Raw genomic sequence first — 18,230 nt, 5'->3', positions numbered from 1 at the left:
GGCAGCCCGTTTACGGGCCGTAAGTAAAGAAGTTTGATGCAAATGTCAGATCGTATGCGCCTGTTAGGGCGCGGCTGGTAACAGAGCCTTACAGGCGCATCTGAAAAACCTCCGGCTATGCCGGAGGATATTTATTATTGCTCACGGCAAACCCCATCCGCTGAGCGTAGCCATCAACAGGTTTTATCGAGGGATTTTAAACTCACCGATGTGGCCGGTTTTTGGTCCACGTTTACAGGGAGCAACCCACTCCACCCTGATGTTTACTCTCCGGAACCGGGGTAGATATCGAAGCGATGACTCTTCGTGACGACAGCCGATTGGGTCGCGATCCCCGCCAGCGGCGGCGCGTAATCCGGGCGTTTTACCACCACGCGTTTAATCGCGAGCTGACGCGCAGGCTCCAGTAAACCATCGGCATCCAGATCCGGGCCGACCAGCGACTGAAACACCCGCATCTCCTTTTTCACCAGCGCGCTTTTCTGCTTATGCGGGAACATCGGGTCGAGATAAACGACCTGCGGGCGCGGCGTAATATCCGCAAGACCGGTCAGGCTTGAGGCGTGAATCAGCTGCAACCGTTCACGCAGCCACGGGCCAATCTCCGCATCGGCATAGCCGCGATTAAGACCATCTTCCAGCAACGCGGCGACAACCGGATTGCGTTCCAGCATCCGCACCCGGCAGCCCACCGACGCTAGCACAAACGCATCGCGCCCCAGCCCTGCGGTCGCATCCACCACCTCCGGCAGATAACTGCCTTTGATGCCGACCGCTTTTGCCACCGCTTCACCGCGCCCGCCGCCGAACTTACGCCGGTGCGCCATGCCGCCAGCGACAAAATCGACAAAAATCCCGCCGAGCTTCGGTTCGTCACGCTTGCGTAGCTCCAGATGCGCCGGCGTGAGCACCAGCGCCATCAGGTTGTCGTTGTCCTGCTCCAGCCCAAAGCGGGCCGCAAGAACAGATAAGGCGCCGTCTCCGGCGCCTGTTTCATCCAGCAAACAGATTTTCACTGCGTTAGCCTTCGATACCGTAATGCTCAAGCATCGCATCAATTTGCGGCTCGCGGCCACGGAAGCGTTTGAACAGATCCATTGGCTCTTCCGAACCGCCACGGGTCAGGATGTTATCGAGGAACGACTGCCCGGTCTCACGGTTGAAAATCCCCTCTTCTTCGAAGCGGGAGAACGCATCCGCCGCCAGCACATCGGCCCACAGGTAGCTGTAATAACCCGCCGCGTAACCACCGGCGAAAATATGGCTGAATGCGTGCGGGAAACGGCCCCATGACGGTCCGGGTACCACCGCGACCTGGCGTTTGATTTCTGCCAGCGTTTCGAGGATTTTCGCCCCTTGTTGCGGGCTGAACTCTGCATGCAGGCGGAAATCGAACAGGCCGAATTCCAGCTGGCGCAGAATAAACATTGCCGCCTGGTAGTTTTTCGCTGCCAGCATTTTATCCAGCAGCTCCTGCGGCAGCGGTTCGCCGGTTTCGTAATGACCGGAGATAAACGCCAGCGCTTCCGGCTCCCAGCACCAGTTTTCCATAAACTGGCTCGGCAGCTCGACCGCATCCCACGGCACACCGCTGATGCCCGCCACACCGGCGGTTTCAATTCGCGTCAGCATATGATGCAGGCCATGACCAAATTCGTGGAACAAGGTGATCACTTCGTCGTGGGTAAACAGCGCCGGTTTGCCATTCACCGGGCGGTTAAAGTTACAGGTGAGATAAGCCACCGGTTTTTGCAGCGATCCATCGGCTCTGCGCAACTGCCCCACGCAGTCGTCCATCCAGGCGCCGCCGCGCTTGTTTTCACGTGCATAGAGATCAAGGTAGAAGCTGCCGCGCAGTTCGTTGCTCTCGTCATACAGCTCGAAGAAGCGCACATCCGGGTGCCAGACGTCGATATCTTTACGCTCTTTGGCGGTAATGCCATAAATGCGTTTCACCACTTCGAACAAGCCGTTTACCGCACGCTCTTCCGGGAAGTACGGACGCAGTTGTTCGTCGCTGATGCTGTAAAGGTGTTGTTTTTGTTTTTCGCTGTAGTAGCCGATATCCCATGGTTGCAGCTCATCCACGCCAAACTCGGCTTTAGCGAAAGCGCGCAACTGCGCCAGCTCTTTCTCACCCTGCGGACGCGCACGTTTGGCAAGATCGGTTAAAAACTCCAGCACCTGCGACGGATTTTCCGCCATTTTGGTGGCCAGCGATTTGAACGCGTAGCTTTCAAAGCCCAGCAGTTGCGCTAGTTCGTGGCGCAGCGCGAGGATCTCCGCCATCACAGGACTGTTGTCCCATTTCCCGGCGTTCGGGCCCTGATCGGAAGCACGGGTGCTGTAAGCACGATACATCTCTTCACGCAGCGCCTGATTATCGCAGTAGGTCATCACCGGCAGATAACTCGGGATATCCAGCGTCAACAACCAGCCTTGCTGCTCTTTGGCTTCCGCTTGTGCTTTCGCCGCCGCCAGCGCGCTTTCCGGCATACCGGCCAGCTCCGCTTCATCGGTGATGAGTTTGCTCCAGCCCATGGTGGCATCCAGCACGTTGTTGCTGTAGATGTTGCCAAGCTCAGAGAGACGCGCGGCGATTTCGCCGTAACGTTGCTGTTTCTCTTTCGGCAAGCCGATGCCCGATAATTTGAAATCACGCAGTGCGTTATCCACTGATTTCTTCTCAGCGACGCTCAGCGAAGCATAATGTTCGCCGTCGCGCAGATCGCGATAAGCGTTGTATAACCCTTCGTTCTGCCCAACCCAGGTGCTGTATTCCGAGAGCAGCGGCAGCGTTTGTTCGTAAGCCTCGCGAAGCTCCGGACTATTTTTCACCGAGTTCAGGTGGCTGACCGGCGAGAACAGGCGGCCAAGACGGTCATCCACTTCCGCTAGCGGCTGGCAAAGATTTGCCCAGGTATACGGGCCGCCCTGCGCGACAACGCTTTCCACCGCGTTCCGGCAATCTTCCAGCGCTTTGGTCACGGCGGGAACGACATGTTCAGGAAGGATTTGAGAAAACGGCGGCAGCACGAAAGGCGTCAATAAAGGGTTGGTCATAGGCGCAGTCCTTGGAATGAGGTGAATAAGGCGCTTAGGCGCCTGGCAATGTTTTCTAGCATGGGGTTAAGTGTAGGAGATTTCAATCCCGGACGTTGCGCTTAGCGGGGTATCGCTGCAATAAGCAGCAGCGAAGAAAAAACCCGGCGACATTGCGCCAGCCGGGCGTGATCATAAGGGTACCTCAGCGCGTTTTGTGCGCCATTTCGAAGGCGGCCGACAAGTTCAAACGCTGCCAGAAATTTTGCTCATCTGTCGTGCCGGAAAGCGGGTAACCCGCCGGTAAGGCCGTTTTCACCATCAATGCTCGGCGCTGGCTCGCAGAGAGATTCGGCAGCGCCGCTTCCAGCAGCACTTCTGCACCTTGCGGTACAGTCACCGCTTTCGCTGCCCCTTTCTGGTGTGGCAAATCGTAGGTCATTGTAAAGCGGTAGAAATCGCGCATTGCCGGGTCACGATAAGGGTCGTCTTTGTCGGCGGTCTGCGCACATTGCGCCAGTGTCGTACCGCACTCTTTTTCCAGTGCAGTACGCAACTGATCGCGGGCTTCGTTAAACATCGCACGGTAAGTCGCATCGTTCAGGTAATGCGCCACATTGCGCTGCGCCACCATACGCGACCCCATTACATCCAGCGGGTAATGCACGCCTAACACCACGCGCGAGTAGCCGTAGCGCGCACCACGCGTTATCAGCGCGTCAAAACGTTCGGGGAGCATTTCCGCCATCAGCAGCGAATCGGTATAGCCCGTATTGGTGTGACCACTCGGGAAAGAACCGCCGTCTGCGGTGTAGGCTTTATTGTCTTTTACAACCACATCGTCCGCCACCAGGTGAATGGTGTTGCCAGCAATCAGGAACGGACGTTTGTAATCAAAGTGCTTTTTCGCCGCGCCGGTGCTGATCTCCGTAGCTTTGATCAACGCCGCAGCTTTACCCAACTCGCCTTTGTCATAGGCGGTGAGAAACGCCTTACCCAGTTTTGGTCCCAGCGCATCGGCAATAAAGTAGAGATAGTTGATGCCTTCGGCATCGGCCAGCGCCTGGTGGCGCAAACCTTTTGTCGCGTTGAGGTTAATTTCCTCGGCAGTTTGCAGGTTGGCGTCGAGTATCGTTTTTGGGAGCGAACTAAATGCGGAAAGCAGCGCAATCCCGGCTTGCTGACTGGCTTTGACCTGGAAGTCATAATTCCGGGCTTTTAGCCACGCGTTGTCCGCTTGTTGATGCTGGGCTGAGTGCTCAAGTTGATCGCGCGTCAACGAGGAGGCACTTCCCTGCAACGCCTGGCGCAACCCCGCCAGCGACTGCGCTTCCAGCGCGACATACGCCTGGCTTTCTGACGCAGGCGTCGTGGTATTCGCGATATCGCGCGCCTGCATGATGGAAATATCTTTCGCGCTCGCCTGGTGAGCCAGCAGCAGCGTGGCGGTTAAAAGCGTAAGACGGATTTTCATTTTTTATCCTTTTATTCAAACAATTACCTTGCCTGAAAGCGACGCTAGCCCCGCAGTTTGACATTTTCATGACACCGTTATGTTTTGAAACCTTTTACGCCCCACTGAAACAAGCGGGCCCGGGCTACGGTAATCCGCGCCAATCTGCGGTAAACTGTGCGAAATCTCGTTTATTTTCCGGAATCTCAGTATCCATGCTCAGTTATCGCCACAGCTTCCACGCAGGCAACCATGCCGACGTCCTTAAACACACCGTTCAGAGCCTGATCATCGAAGCGCTGAAAGAAAAAGAGAAACCGTTTCTCTATCTCGACACCCACGCAGGTGCCGGGCGCTATCAGCTTTCCGGTGAACATGCAGAACGCACCGGTGAATATCTGGAAGGCATTGCGCGTATCTGGCAGCAGGATGATCTACCGGCTGAGCTGGAGCCTTACATGAACGTGGTTCGCCATTTCAACCGTAGCGGGCAGTTACGTTATTACCCCGGTTCACCGCTGATTGCCCGTGAACTGCTGCGCGAGCAGGACAGCCTGCAACTGACTGAACTGCATCCGAGCGACTACCCGCTGCTGCGCCAGGAGTTCCAGAAAGATAGCCGTACTCGCGTCGAACGCGCCGACGGCTATCAGCAGTTAAAAGCCAAGCTGCCGCCGGTTTCGCGCCGTGGTTTGATCCTCATCGATCCGCCCTACGAAATTAAAACCGACTACCAGGCGGTAGTGAGCGGCATCAGCGATGGGCACAAACGCTTTGCTACCGGCGTTTACGCGCTGTGGTATCCGGTGGTACTGCGCCAGCAAATCAAACGCATGCTGCGCGATCTGGAAGCCACCGGCATTCGCAACATTCTGCAAATTGAGCTTGGCGTGCGCCCGGACAGCGACCAGCGCGGCATGACGGCTTCCGGCATGATTGTGATTAACCCACCGTGGAAACTTGAAGCGCAGATGAACAATGTGCTGCCATGGCTGCACAGCAAACTGGTGCCAGCCGGTACCGGGCATACGCTGATTCACCAGGTGGTGCCGGAGTAATCGCAGCCATTGGTGGAACCTTTTCGGCTGCGCGCTACAATCGCGAATATTTTCGACTTCGTTCAGGATTAAGGAAACAACCATGAGCAAACATTACGACTACATCGCTATTGGCGGCGGCAGCGGCGGTATCGCATCGATTAACCGTGCGGCTATGTACGGTCAAAAATGCGCGCTGATCGAAGCAAAAGAACTTGGCGGCACCTGCGTGAACGTCGGTTGTGTGCCGAAAAAAGTGATGTGGCACGCGGCGCAGATTTCTGAAGCGATCCATCTGTACGGCCCGGATTACGGTTTCGACACCACCGTGAACCACTTCGACTGGAGCAAACTGGTTGCCAGCCGTAGCGCCTACATCGACCGCATTCACACCTCGTACGATAACGTGTTGGGCAAAAATAATGTCGATGTGATCCGGGGTTTCGCGCGCTTTGTCGATGCCAAAACCGTGGAAGTGAACGGCGAAACGATCACTGCCGATCATATCCTGATTGCCACCGGTGGCCGTCCAAGCCACCCGAACATTCCGGGCGTGGAATACGGTATTGATTCCGACGGTTTCTTCGCCCTGCCCGCGCTGCCAAAACGTGTGGCGGTGGTTGGCGCAGGTTATATCGCCGTGGAACTGGCAGGTGTGATCAACGGCCTGGGCGCGGAGACACACCTGTTTGTGCGTAAACATGCGCCGCTGCGCAGCTTTGATCCGTTAATTACCGAAACGCTGGTTGAAGTGATGGCGGCAGAAGGCCCAACACTGCACACGCACGCCGTGCCAAAAGAGGTGGTGAAAAACGCTGACGGCAGCCTGACGCTGACGCTGGAAGATGGTCGTTCACAAACCGTGGACAGCCTGATTTGGGCGATTGGCCGCGAACCGGCAACCGATAATTTCAACCTTGCGGTCACCGGCGTGAAAACCAACGACAAAGGGTATATCGAAGTCGATAAATTCCAGAACACCAGCGTGCCGGGCATTTACGCGGTGGGCGATAACACCGGCGCGGTAGAACTGACGCCGGTCGCCGTGGCAGCCGGTCGCCGTCTCTCCGAACGCCTTTTTAACAACAAGCCGGATGAGCATCTGGACTACAGCAACATCCCGACAGTGGTGTTCAGCCATCCGCCGATTGGCACCGTTGGCCTGACCGAACCACAGGCCCGCGAGCAGTACGGCGATGACCAGGTGAAAATCTACAAATCCTCCTTCACCGCGATGTATACCGCGGTGACCACTCACCGTCAGCCGTGTCGTATGAAGCTGGTGTGCGTTGGCCCGGAGGAGAAAATTGTCGGTATTCACGGTATCGGCTCCGGTATGGACGAAATGCTGCAAGGCTTTGCGGTGGCGCTGAAAATGGGCGCGACCAAAAAAGACTTCGACAACACGGTGGCAATTCACCCGACCGCAGCGGAAGAGTTTGTCACCATGCGTTAATTGCCACGGGTAACAGCGACACACAAGAGAAGCCCCGACCGGGGCTTCTTTTTTTTACGTGCCATTTCCCCCTGATTCAGGCGATATTTTCTGGCACGATAATCTGACAATTCAACAACGGAAAAGGCGTAACGGATGGGCTGGGAAATGCATATCACCCGGGCGGAAAGCTGGTCAGACAGCGAAACGCAACCGATCGGCAGCGAAGAGTGGGTTCAACTGGTGAATCATGATGAAGAGCTCGCTTTTGATCGGCGAAATGGCGAATTTCACGCGATCTGGAAAGGGCAAGAAACCTGCTGGCTGGAGTGGAATGATGGAGAAATCTGCAGCAAATCGCCCACGCAGCCGCTCTACGAGAAGATGCTGGAGATTGCCACAGCTCTGAATGCGCACCTGCGCGATGATGATGATCGTCCCTATCTGCTGCCGGGGGATTTGCTCAACCCTTCGTGGGCACGCCCTGCAACCAAAACGTCATTGTGGCAAAAGATCATCCGTTTTTTTAAGAAGTGACCATCAGGCGCGGCATTCAGCCAGTTTTTAACCCCAGCAAATGGCTGGCCACTCCCCAGCGCACCACCTCGCAGGTGCTGTGGTTGATCTCCACCAGCGAATAGCTGGCGTTGGGATGGTGGTAACGCGCCACATTGTCGAGGGAGTTTTCCAGCAACTGCGCTATCGCCGCCTGCATAATTTGCCCGTGCGACACCAGCGCTACCGTGTGATGTGGGCAGATGCCCGGCAAGCGGTGTAAAAAGTCGAGCAACCGCCGCGCGGCCTGCGCCGGCGATTCACCCTGCGGCGGTTGAAAAGTTTCATCCTCTGCGAACCGAGGGTATTCCCGGCGGATATCGCTCAGCAAACGGCCATCAAACTCACCGAAATCCTGCTCCTGTAACGCCTCGTCGAGGCGGATATCACACTGATATTGCTCAGCAATAAGCAAAGCCATCTGCTGCGCCCTGCCGAGCGGCGATGAGAAAACAGCGTCAGGGTGGATCCCCGCATCCAGCAGCCCGCGAAGCAAAGCGTGGTTCTCTTCGTGCCCACGTGGCGTTAGCGGACTATCGAGCCGCCCCTGGATAATCCCCGCCCGGTTCCACTCTGTTTGCGGATGGCGAATTAATAACGCTTTCATCTAAATCCTCACCGCCTTCAGTTCGTTAATCAGCCACTGCACTGCGGGCTGGTAGTCGAACAACCGATGTGTCAGCAGCAGCAAATCATACGATGGCGCGCCCTCCGGGAGTTGCATAATGCGCAGCGGCAACATTGTTGCCAGTTCCCTGGCAATGCGAAACGGCACGCACATTAAATAGCCGGTCGCCACCGCCACGCGCCCGCCAACGGCGTAACTTTGCACCACCGTCGCCAGCGGCCGATAGAGATGCTGTTCGAGCAGCCAGCTGTCAATATGATCTGCCCCGGAGCTGACCGCCGGTAAATGGATTTGCGCCTCGCTCACCAGGTGTCTGATGGTGAGCTGTTCCGGCAAATCGGTACGCTCAACAGAAGCGATAGCGACAAAGTGGTCAGAGATAAGTTTATGTTTATTAAAATAATGGGGAATGTGTTGCACGTTATCGACACCGATAAACGCATCCAGTTGCCCCTGCTCTACCCGCTCAACCTTGATGGTTTCTGAAAGAATATCGACCGAAAGCCGGACATTCGGCGCAATGGTTTTAAATCGCGCGGTCAGCACCGGCATAAACATGAACTCAAAATAGTCCACCGCGCCGATATAAAACGTGTGCGCATCACGCAACGGGTCGAAATGGCTTGGCCCGCGCGTGGCGGTATCCAGCTTGCTGAGCGCGCTCTCGATCACCGGGATCATCATCGCGGCGTAGGGTGTCGGTTCCATACCGTTGCGCGTGCGGATAAACATCTCATCGTTGAGTTGCTCACGCAGGCGATTCAGGGCATGGCTAAAGGCAGATTGCGACAGATTCGCTTTCAGCGCCGCGCGGGTCACACTCTTCTCTTTCGCCAGAATTGGCACCAGCCGCAGCAAATTCAGGTCGATCACCACTATGCATCCTGTTCATGTTTTCATGATAACAATACATTTTATGCATAACGCATTTCGTTGCTATAGTTTGCAGCAAAATAAGTGCTGACGATTTGCACTGCCTGAACCGAGAACAACGGGAGAGTTTTTTATGAGAAATGTAACCGTCGCCGCAACGCAAATGGCGTGTAGCTGGGATCTGGATAAGAACATTCAAAACGCTGAACGTCTGGTGCGTGAAGCGCACAGCAAAGGCGCACAGGTGATCCTGATTCAGGAACTGTTCGCCGCGCCTTACTTCTGCATCGATCAAAGTCCGGAACACTACGCGCTGGCGCAGGAAGTGGCGAATAGCCCATTGATCAAACACTTCTCTGCGCTGGCCAAAGAGCTGGAAGTGGTGCTGCCGCTGAGCCTGTTTGAAAAGTGCAACAACGCCTATTACAACTCGCTGGTGATGATCGATGCCGACGGCAGCGTGCTGGACACCTACCGTAAAACTCATATCCCGAACGGCCCGGCGTACCAGGAGAAACAGTTCTTTATCCCTGGCGATACCGGTTTCAAAGTGTGGAACACCCGCTATGCGAAAATCGGCGTCGGCATCTGCTGGGATCAGTGGTTCCCGGAAACCGCACGCGTGCTCGCCTTGCAGGGCGCAGAAATTATTTTCTACCCGACCGCGATCGGTTCTGAACCCGCTTACCCGGATATCGACAGCCAGCCGCACTGGACCCGCGTTCAGCAGGGCCATGCCGCCGCGAACGTCATTCCGGTGATTGCGTCTAACCGTATTGGCACCGAAACCAGTAAATACATCGAAGGCCTGGAAATGACCTTCTACGGCTCCTCCTTCATCGCCGATCAAACGGGTGAGCTGGTCGAGCAGGCAAACAAAACCGACGAAGCGGTGCTGGTGCACACCTTCGATCTCGACGCCATTGCCGCGCAGCGCGCCGCATGGGGGCTGTTCCGCGATCGCCGTCCGAATATGTACAGCGCGATTGCCACCTCCGATGGCAGCGTAAGGAGCTAAGCGATGGTACAGCTGACCACGCCCGTCAAAGACGGTTTCGCCATGCCGGCGGAGTGGGCGCCGCATCAGGCAGTGTGGATGATTTGGCCTTACCGCACCGATAACTGGCGTGCTGACGCCGCGCCGGCTCAGCAGGCTTTTTCCGCTGTCGCCAAAGCGATTTCGCGCAACACGCCGGTGATCATGGGTGTGCCTGCCGCCGAAATAGCAAAAGCGCGTGCCACTATGCCAGCGGAAGTGACGCTGGTGGAAATGGAAAGCGATGATGCCTGGATGCGCGATACGGGCCCAACCGTGGTGGTCAATAACGCGGGTGAAAAGCGTGGTATTAGCTGGACATTCAACGCCTGGGGTGGGCTGAATGGCGGCTTGTATGCAAGCTGGGATCGCGATCAACAGGTCGCCGGGCTGGTTGCGGCGTATCACCAGATGCCGTGCTATCACACCGATTTGGTGCTGGAAGGTGGCTCCATTCACGTCGACGGCGAAGGCACGTTGCTGACCACCGCCGAATGTTTGCTGAACCCGAACCGCAACCCGCATCTGAGTAAAGCGCAGATCGAACAACAGCTGCGCGACTATCTGGGCGTGTCGCAGATTATCTGGTTGCCGGAAGGCGTGTTCAATGACGAAACCGACGGGCATATCGACAACATGTGCTGTTTCGTTCGTCCTGGCGAAGTCGCACTGCACTGGACGGATGACCAGAACGACCCACAATACGCGCGCTCCGTTGCCGCACTTGAGGTGCTGGAAAACACCAAAGATGCGCAAGGGCGCACGCTGAAAGTGTGGAAAGTGCCGTCTCCACGGCCCATGTTCGCCAGCGCTGAAGAGACCAGCGATGTCGAAAAAGGCACGGCGATTGAGCGTCACGAAGGTAACCGCCTGGCGGGTTCCTACGTTAACTATCTGGTCAGTAACCAGCAGATTATTTACCCGCTGCTGGATCCAGCGACCGATGGCGCAGCGCAGGCGTTGTTCGAAGAGATGTTCCCGGATTTCGTTATCACTGGCGTTCCGGCGCGTGAGATTTTGCTCGGCGGTGGCAACATCCACTGCATTACGCAGCAAATCCCGCGTTAATCCTTCCCCCGGCGGCGTTCGTCGCCGGGTTTTACAATCCCCGCGACATACGAATGTACCGTATTTCTTTTTTGTGAAACGGCTCGCCTTGCGCAATAAAGCCAAAACGCGCATAAAATGCCGCTGCCGACGTTCTGGCATCCAGTTGCACAAATTCAACGCCTGCCTTGACTAACGTTTCCAGCACGCTCTGCAACAGAAAACGGCCATAACCTTGCTGCTGATGCGTTTGTAAGGTGGCGAATTTACGGATTTGGCACCGCCGTTCATCGAGCATAAAAACCGATAAACAACTGACAACTTGCCCGCTTTCAAGCACGCCAAAATGACGGGCATCGTCATCGCCTTCTACGCGCGAAGCATTGCGGGCAAGATGCGGCCACAGTACCGTATGGCGGATATTGAGACATTGCTCTAACGTAATAGAGACGAGCTGCAAAGGCTTTTCCTCAGTCATTTCGGGGAGATTTACCAGCGACCACCCATAATGAGATTCTGCGGGCGATTATTCACAAATCGTTGCAAAACGAATGCTCCTAAATTGGCCGCTGCGTTAATTTTGCTTCTGTACGTTTTATACACTATTAATCAGTAGGTTGTGGGGTTTTTCGTTAATTTCACGCCGTGCTAAAACGTGATCGACCGCACACTTCGTCCTTCACGGATCGAAGCGAATGTCTACGCTTAATAGATAGCCGGGCAACACCCGTAATTTTTTACGACGACATCCGGAGGCCATAATCCTTATGTTCAACCAGAAACTACAAAGCGCAGAATCCGTCGAGTTCGTGATTGAGGAAGAGATCGTCTACGAAACCGATCCGTGCGAGTTAAAACTGGATGAAATGATCGAGGCGGAGCCGGAGCCGGAAATGATCGAAGGGTTACCGGCGTCCGACGCGCTAACCCCAGCCGATCGTTACCTTGAACTGTTTGAACACGTGCAGTCGTCGCGCATTTTTGCCGACAGCAAAACCTTTCCCGATTGCGCGCCGAAAATGGATCCGCTCGATATTCTGATTCGCTATCGCAAAATCAAACGTAAACCGGAGTTCGATCTGCGCCAATTCGTGAAAGCGCACTTCTGGATGCCGGAGGACTACTCCAAAGCGTACGTCTCCAACCCGGAGAACTCGTTAAAAGAGCATATCGACCAGTTGTGGCCGATCCTCACCCGCGAGCCGCAGGATCACATTCCGTGGTCTTCCCTGCTGGCGCTGCCGCAGGCTTACATTGTGCCCGGCGGGCGATTCCGCGAAACCTACTACTGGGATTCCTACTTCACCATGCTGGGCCTGGCGGAGAGCGGTCGCGACGATTTGCTGCGCTGTATGGCGGATAACTTCGCGTGGATGATTGAGCGTTACGGTCATATTCCGAACGGTAACCGCACGTACTACCTGAGCCGCTCGCAGCCGCCGGTTTTCGCGCTGATGGTCGAGCTGTTTGAAGAGGACGGCGTACGCGGTGCGCGGCGCTACCTTGATCATCTGTTAATGGAGTACGCGTTCTGGATGGATGGGGCGGAATCGCTGGCGCTGAACCAGGCGTACCGCCACGCGGTACGTATGCCGGACGGTTCGCTGCTCAACCGTTACTGGGACGATCGCGACACGCCGCGCGACGAGTCCTGGCTTGAGGACGTTGAAACCGCGCGTCATTCCGGGCGACCAGCAAGTGAAGTCTATCGCGATTTGCGCGCGGGTGCTGCTTCCGGCTGGGATTACTCCTCGCGCTGGCTGCGCGATGCGCAGCGGCTGGCGAGCATTCGCACCACGCAGTTTATCCCGATTGATTTGAACGCGTTTCTGTTCAAGCTGGAAAGCGCTATTGCCAACATTTCCGGGCTGAAAGGCGACAGAGAACGCGAAGCACTGTTCCGTCAGAAAGCGAGCGATCGCCGCGCGGCAGTGAACCGCTATCTGTGGGATGACGAGAATGGCTGTTATCGAGACTACGACTGGCGTCGTGAGCAGATGGCGCTGTTTTCCGCCGCCAGCATTGTCCCGCTATATGTTGGCATGGCGACCCATGAGCAGGCAGACCGGCTCGCAGATGCCGTAAAAGCGCGCCTGCTGACGCCTGGCGGTATTCTGGCAACAGAGTACGAAACCAGCGAACAGTGGGATAAACCCAACGGCTGGGCACCGCTGCAATGGATGGCGATTCAGGGCTTCAAAATGTACGGAAACGACTCGCTGGGCAATGAAATCGCCCATAGCTGGTTGCAGACGGTAAATCACTACTATCAGCAGCACCACAAGCTGATTGAGAAGTACCACATCGCCAGCAGTACGCCGCGTGAAGGTGGTGGGGGTGAATACCCGCTGCAGGATGGTTTTGGCTGGACAAACGGTGTGGTGCGCCGTCTTATTGGTTTGTACGGCGAACCGTAGGCTGGCGCGGCAACCGCAGATTATCCCTTGATTGGCTGTATGGGCGCATCCTGGTAAGTGCCAGGATGCGCCCATTTGCTGTTCGCAACGCGAAAGCATGCGCCTGGGAAAATTAATCAATCACATCATAAATCGCGGTCTGAATATCCGACCACTTGCGGTTTTCATCCGTTGGATCGGCTTCATAACGCAACTGTGCCTGCTCCATCTCATACCGCTGGCGATCTACCACCGGCTTAACGGTACAAAACGCGCGTAAATAGTCGCGCGTAATCGAGGTCAGCTTTTTGTTGTTCACCGCCATTTCATGCGTCAGCGTCGCGATAAAACGGCGGCAAGGGCGGTTTTCATCCATTTGCAGGCGATATCGCAGCAGCAGATCCAGCACATCGTTGTAATCCGCTATCACCGCGTTTTCCGTCCAGGAGAGTTTCCAGTTCATCCCGGTGCGTAAAAACAGCGACACCACGCGCGTATCATTGCGATCAATCGCCGCGCGGAAGTTATTTTCGTCGCGCGGCAGCCCCAGGCGACTGAGCTCCTCTTTGGGCGAGGGTCGTTCGCGATCCTCGGCAATCGGCACGGTAGCCCGGGCTTGACGCGCCACCGGTGCTGACATCCCGCTGGTAAACATCCAGAAAGCGCCAATCACCATCATCAGCACCATCACGCCGACCGCACTCCACAGCACGCCAGAGAGCATCTGGTCGCGCTCTTCGCGACTACGCACCGACCGTTTTGCAGGCTTATCAATACTGTCACGCATCGGCATCGCATCACCTCCGGCAGCGCGGTCTTTTTTCCTCGTCTGCTCCCAGTAAGCGTCTAAATCCCCACCGGCCTCACGCAATATTTCAGCGGGATTGGTCTGCGTGCGCCCCTCGTCGAACGCGCGCTGAACCGGTCCGGTAATTTGCGGATAATAGCTGTTCAATAAGAGCAGCTGATTAGAGGTGAGCGGCTGTCCTGACACCACGCTTGCGCGCATCTGGCGAATATCATCCAGAAAGGTTTGCAACGTTTTACGCGGTTCCACTAGCAGGTTCAGTTCCGCGGCGTCATTAAACAGCCGGGCATAACGCTGGCTAAACTCTTTTTTATCTATCAGCAACAGCGCCAACTCGCTAAACCGCATGCCGCTAAGGACATCGTTGTGATCGCCAAGGCGTAACCAGCGCCGCACACGATCGGCACCAAACTGGGTTTTCAGGTGATTACGCAGCTTTTCACTATCCGGCCACACCTGCATCACCAGCGATTTAATCATCGTTTCCATGGCGCGTAGCTGCTGAAGCCCTTGCCGCTGCTGCGCGTCATCCGATGGCAAGGCGGTGTTGTAGCTCAGCAACTTCTGCTTATTACGCAGATTTTCCAGCGCGCTGATAAATCGCAGCGCCGCAATAAGCTGATTTTCGGTCACATTCTGCCCGTTCTCGTAACGCGGAACGAGCTGCTGCAAGTGACGGAGCTGTAAAGTGAACTGTGTTAATTCCGCATCGTTGAGTTTAAGTCGTTTAGCCACCGCGCCCCAGCCACCCAAACTCAGGCGCGCAACATCCAGTTGTTCCAAAAACCAGCGCGGGTCTTTACCTTCATCAAAATGCACATTCAGCAGCAATAAGATTTCAACAGACGCCTCGCGAATAATAGCAATGCATTTTTCAAACTGTTCACCCGTATTCAATGGGGCAGAGAGAGTCATTATTTTCCTTTAAGTACAACTGAAGAAACAATTAACTGGCCAACCTGAGCGCTTAATTTTTTCTTTATTTATGAATAGGTAAAAGATAGCTCAGTTGACGATTATTATCAGTGATAGTGGTTTCAAGCCGAAAAAAAAACAGCAGGAGATATTCACTGTGTTAATGCTTTTTACCTCAAGACTGACCTGCTCGCCAATAACAGAAGAAGCATGGCCATTCTTTCTTGCGCTGCAACAACACCCCGACGTGATGCGCTACGTTGCCGATGCCCGCAGCGAACAGGAGATCCGTGAAGCATTTGATGCCCGGCTGACCCCCTGGTCCCCCGGCAGCCGACACTGGCTCTGCCTGCTGGTACGCGATACAGCGACAAACGAACCGCTGGGCGTAACCGGTTATATTCACCACGAGGATGATTGCGCCGAAGTCGGCTTCCTGTTCGCGCCTGCCGCGCAGGGCAAAGGCTATGGCCAGGAGTCGCTAAAAGCGCTGTGCGACTTCGCTTTTAACGAAGGGGGCATTCGTAAACTCACCGCCACCGTAACGGCGGGTAATGGCGCATCCCGGCATTTACTGGAAAAAACAGGATTTATCCTTGAGGGTGAGCTGCGTGAGGCGTACTGGCTGGCGGGAAGCTGGCATAACGACTGGCTGTTTGGCTTACTGCGCCACGAATATGACGAAAAACGATAATTCGTCAGCATACTTCGCTATGCTCTGCCAGGCTTAAAGACGTGTTCTGGCAATATTCAGGAGAGGTTATGAAGAAAATTGTGCTCGCCGCCAGTCTGGTGGCGCTGTTCTCCATGACGGCATTCGCAGAAGATGCGCCCGGTTTGAAAGCGGACAAAGCGCCGCCACCGCCGCATAAAATGGATGACGGCTATCGCGGCATGGAAGATGCGCGCACCATGACCGTCAAACAGGCAAAAGCCCTGCACGATGGCGCGTCCGTCTCGCTGCGCGGTAACCTGGTTGAAAAAGAGAGCGGTGATCTTTACCTGTTCCGCGACAAAACCGATCAGGTTCAGGTCTATATTCCCGTGGCGATATTTGATGGTAAATCCGTGTCGCCGGATGAACTGGTCGGCATCAGCGGCTCGCTGGATAAAAAACAGCAACCGGTGCGTGTCCGGGTAACGCATTTCCAGAAACAGTAACGCTGCACGCCCGGTAGCGAAAACTGCCGGGCGTGACCGGTTTTACAGGAACATCCCGCCCGACACTTCCACGCGTTGCGCATTCATCCAGGCCAGATCGTCGCTCAGCAGCGCGGCAATCGCATCGCCAATATCATCCGGCAGGCCGACACGGCCCAACGCGGTTTGTGCAGCAATATGTTGATTCACCTGTTCATTATCACGCACTACGCCACCGCCGAAATCCGTTTCTATCGCTCCCGGCGCAATGATATTCACAGAAATGCCCCGCGCGCCAAGCTCTTTCGCCTGGTAACGTGTCAGCACTTCCATCGCCCCTTTCATTGAGGCATAGGCGGCATAGCCCGGCTGACAAAACCGCGCCAGCCCGCTGGAGACGTTGAGAATACGTCCGCCATTTTTCAGCAGTGGCAGCAAGCTTTGCGTCAGGAAGAACGGACCTTTGAAGTGGATGTTCACCAGTTGATCAAATTGCTCGACACTGGTTTCGGCGAAAGGCGCGTTGATACCGATGCCAGCATTGTTCAACAAATAATCAAACGTCTCGCGCTGCCAGACCGATTTCAACTGCTCGTGTACGTTACGCACAAAAACATCAAACCCGGTGATATCGCCGACGTTTAACTGCAATGCCACCGCTTTCACGCCTTTTTGCTCAATTTCACGCACCACGTTCTGCGCTTCTTCGACGTTACTGTTGTAGGTCAGGATAATGTCCGTTCCCTTCGCCGCCAGCTTCAGCGCCGCGTTTTTACCCAACCCGCGGCTGCCACCGGTCACTAAAGCAATATGTTGTGTCATAAGAAACCTCGTTTTCGCTGATGTGAGACTGTGAAAAAAGCTTATTAGCTGACGAATAAACAATAAAGGTGCTAAATTACGCTTCACTGTTTCATTACAGGTAACAATCGAGCGTGATGATGGATAAAATTTACGCAATGCAACTGTTTATCCGCGTGGCGGAACTGGAGAGTTTTTCCCGCGCGGCGGATTCGATGGGGCTTCCTAAGGGTAGCGTATCGCGCCAGATTCAGGCGCTGGAGACGCACCTCGGCACCCAGTTGTTGCACCGCACCACGCGCCGCGTCCAGCTCACTCAGGACGGCATGGTTTACTACGAGCGGGCAAAAGACCTGCTGGCGAATATGGATGAGCTCGACGGGATGTTCCTGCATGATCCGTCGAGCATCAGCGGCCGTTTGCGCGTCGATATGCCGGTCGGAGTGGCGAAAAATCTGGTGATCCCGCGCCTGCCCGCTTTCCTGCAACAATACCCCGGCATTGAACTGGAGCTCAGTAGCAGCGACAGGCTGGTGGATATTATTCGCGAAGGGTTCGACTGCGTCGTGCGCGTCGGCACCCTCAAAGACTCCGGGCTGATCGCCCGCCAGCTCGGTCGGCTGTCGGTCATTAACTGCGCCAGCCCCGATTATCTGGCGCGTTTTGGCTATCCGGAAACGCTCGACGATTTATCCTCCCACGCGCTGGTGCATTACGCCGTTAACCTTGGTACGCGCCCGCCGGGCTTTGAGGTCTGGCAGGATAAGCAGACACACTGGGTGAAAACCGGCGGCATCCTGACGGTGAACAGCACCGAAACGTATCAAGCCGCCTGTCTGGCCGGATTAGGGATTATTCAGGTTCCGCGCGTGGGCGTACGCGACGCGCTGCGTGCGGGGAAGCTGGTGGAGATCCTGCCGCAATACCGCGCGGAACCGATGCCGGTTTCGCTGATTTACCCGCACCGCCGTAATCTGTCGCGCCGCGTGCATCTGTTTATGGAGTGGCTGGCGACCGTACTGAAGGATTACGTCGACCACTAGCAGCTATAATTTCAGTTACAA

Annotated in this window: 17 protein-coding genes; 9 read left to right on the top strand and 8 right to left on the bottom strand. The window is 55.6% G+C overall.

What is annotated here, in order from left to right; all coding sequences use genetic code 11:
* Positions 1–263: 263 nt before the first annotated feature.
* From rsmJ to BN2591_RS14580, 3 genes are all read right to left on the bottom strand, one after another.
* Positions 264–1,016 (bottom strand): 16S rRNA (guanine(1516)-N(2))-methyltransferase RsmJ, encoded by a 753-nt coding sequence (gene rsmJ, locus BN2591_RS14590; RefSeq protein ID WP_086872597.1) that lies wholly within the window; start codon positions 1,014–1,016, stop codon positions 264–266.
* Between the two features lie 4 nt (positions 1,017–1,020).
* Positions 1,021–3,063 carry an oligopeptidase A gene (gene prlC / locus BN2591_RS14585; RefSeq protein WP_086872595.1) on the bottom strand — a complete coding sequence of 681 codons (2,043 nt, stop codon included), beginning with the start codon at positions 3,061–3,063 and terminating at the stop codon, positions 1,021–1,023.
* A gap of 184 nt (positions 3,064–3,247) precedes the next feature.
* Complete coding sequence (locus tag BN2591_RS14580) at positions 3,248–4,516, bottom strand: acid phosphatase (RefSeq protein ID WP_086872593.1); 1,269 nt, start codon at positions 4,514–4,516, stop codon at positions 3,248–3,250.
* A gap of 194 nt (positions 4,517–4,710) precedes the next feature.
* Between BN2591_RS14580 and BN2591_RS14575 the strand changes: the two genes are divergently transcribed.
* From BN2591_RS14575 to BN2591_RS14565, 3 genes are all read left to right on the top strand, one after another.
* Positions 4,711–5,553: a 23S rRNA (adenine(2030)-N(6))-methyltransferase RlmJ gene (locus BN2591_RS14575; RefSeq protein ID WP_086872624.1), complete on the top strand. Its 843-nt coding sequence runs from the start codon at positions 4,711–4,713 to the stop codon at positions 5,551–5,553.
* Between the two features lie 82 nt (positions 5,554–5,635).
* Complete coding sequence (gene gorA, locus BN2591_RS14570; RefSeq protein ID WP_020455643.1) at positions 5,636–6,988, top strand: glutathione-disulfide reductase; 1,353 nt, start codon at positions 5,636–5,638, stop codon at positions 6,986–6,988.
* A gap of 135 nt (positions 6,989–7,123) precedes the next feature.
* Positions 7,124–7,504 carry a hypothetical protein gene (locus BN2591_RS14565; protein WP_086872590.1) on the top strand — a complete coding sequence of 127 codons (381 nt, stop codon included), beginning with the start codon at positions 7,124–7,126 and terminating at the stop codon, positions 7,502–7,504.
* 16 nt (positions 7,505–7,520) lie between these two features.
* On the opposite strand, the gene BN2591_RS14560 is transcribed toward BN2591_RS14565, so the two are convergent.
* Both BN2591_RS14560 and BN2591_RS14555 read right to left on the bottom strand, forming a co-directional pair.
* Positions 7,521–8,129: a histidine phosphatase family protein gene (locus BN2591_RS14560; RefSeq protein WP_086872588.1), complete on the bottom strand. Its 609-nt coding sequence runs from the start codon at positions 8,127–8,129 to the stop codon at positions 7,521–7,523.
* A complete protein-coding gene (locus BN2591_RS14555) occupies positions 8,130–9,023 on the bottom strand; it encodes a LysR family transcriptional regulator (protein WP_086872622.1) in 894 nt (297 codons plus the stop codon).
* Positions 9,024–9,156: 133 nt separating this feature from the next.
* Here BN2591_RS14555 and aguB point away from each other — a divergent pair, with 133 nt between their 5' ends.
* Together aguB and aguA are read left to right on the top strand one after the other, a co-directional pair.
* The gene (gene aguB / locus BN2591_RS14550; protein ID WP_017458280.1) at positions 9,157–10,041 is read left to right on the top strand and encodes an N-carbamoylputrescine amidase; all 885 of its coding nucleotides are present in this window, start codon (positions 9,157–9,159) and stop codon (positions 10,039–10,041) included.
* Between the two features lie 3 nt (positions 10,042–10,044).
* On the top strand, positions 10,045–11,127 hold the full coding sequence (gene aguA / locus BN2591_RS14545; protein ID WP_086872586.1) for an agmatine deiminase: 1,083 nt from the start codon (positions 10,045–10,047) through the stop codon (positions 11,125–11,127).
* A 31-nt stretch (positions 11,128–11,158) separates the two neighbouring features.
* Here aguA and BN2591_RS14540 read toward each other — a convergent pair whose 3' ends face one another.
* A complete protein-coding gene (locus BN2591_RS14540) occupies positions 11,159–11,566 on the bottom strand; it encodes a GNAT family N-acetyltransferase (RefSeq protein ID WP_086872584.1) in 408 nt (135 codons plus the stop codon).
* A gap of 307 nt (positions 11,567–11,873) precedes the next feature.
* Here BN2591_RS14540 and BN2591_RS14535 point away from each other — a divergent pair, with 307 nt between their 5' ends.
* On the top strand, positions 11,874–13,523 hold the full coding sequence (locus BN2591_RS14535; protein ID WP_086872582.1) for an alpha,alpha-trehalase: 1,650 nt from the start codon (positions 11,874–11,876) through the stop codon (positions 13,521–13,523).
* A 112-nt stretch (positions 13,524–13,635) separates the two neighbouring features.
* On the opposite strand, the gene BN2591_RS14530 is transcribed toward BN2591_RS14535, so the two are convergent.
* Positions 13,636–15,225, bottom strand: coding sequence for an STY4199 family HEPN domain-containing protein (locus BN2591_RS14530; RefSeq protein ID WP_086872580.1), 1,590 nt, complete (start codon positions 15,223–15,225; stop codon positions 13,636–13,638).
* 163 nt (positions 15,226–15,388) lie between these two features.
* Here BN2591_RS14530 and BN2591_RS14525 point away from each other — a divergent pair, with 163 nt between their 5' ends.
* Positions 15,389–15,919, top strand: coding sequence for a GNAT family N-acetyltransferase (locus BN2591_RS14525; RefSeq protein WP_425268955.1), 531 nt, complete (start codon positions 15,389–15,391; stop codon positions 15,917–15,919).
* 68 nt (positions 15,920–15,987) lie between these two features.
* A complete protein-coding gene (locus BN2591_RS14520) occupies positions 15,988–16,386 on the top strand; it encodes a YdeI family stress tolerance OB fold protein (protein ID WP_086872576.1) in 399 nt (132 codons plus the stop codon).
* A gap of 42 nt (positions 16,387–16,428) precedes the next feature.
* Here the strand turns inward: BN2591_RS14520 and BN2591_RS14515 are convergent, their stop codons facing one another.
* A complete protein-coding gene (locus tag BN2591_RS14515; RefSeq protein WP_086872574.1) occupies positions 16,429–17,187 on the bottom strand; it encodes an SDR family NAD(P)-dependent oxidoreductase in 759 nt (252 codons plus the stop codon).
* Positions 17,188–17,306: 119 nt separating this feature from the next.
* Between BN2591_RS14515 and BN2591_RS14510 the strand changes: the two genes are divergently transcribed.
* Positions 17,307–18,209, top strand: a complete 903-nt coding sequence (locus tag BN2591_RS14510) for a LysR family transcriptional regulator (RefSeq protein ID WP_086872620.1) — start codon at positions 17,307–17,309, stop codon at positions 18,207–18,209.
* Positions 18,210–18,230 lie beyond the last annotated feature (21 nt).

Origin of the sequence: Kosakonia pseudosacchari, from assembly GCF_900184035.1 — a bacterium.
GTDB lineage: Bacteria > Pseudomonadota > Gammaproteobacteria > Enterobacterales > Enterobacteriaceae > Kosakonia > Kosakonia pseudosacchari.
Note: the sequence above shows the minus strand (reverse complement) of the source record. Positions and strands in the feature narration are given on the sequence as shown.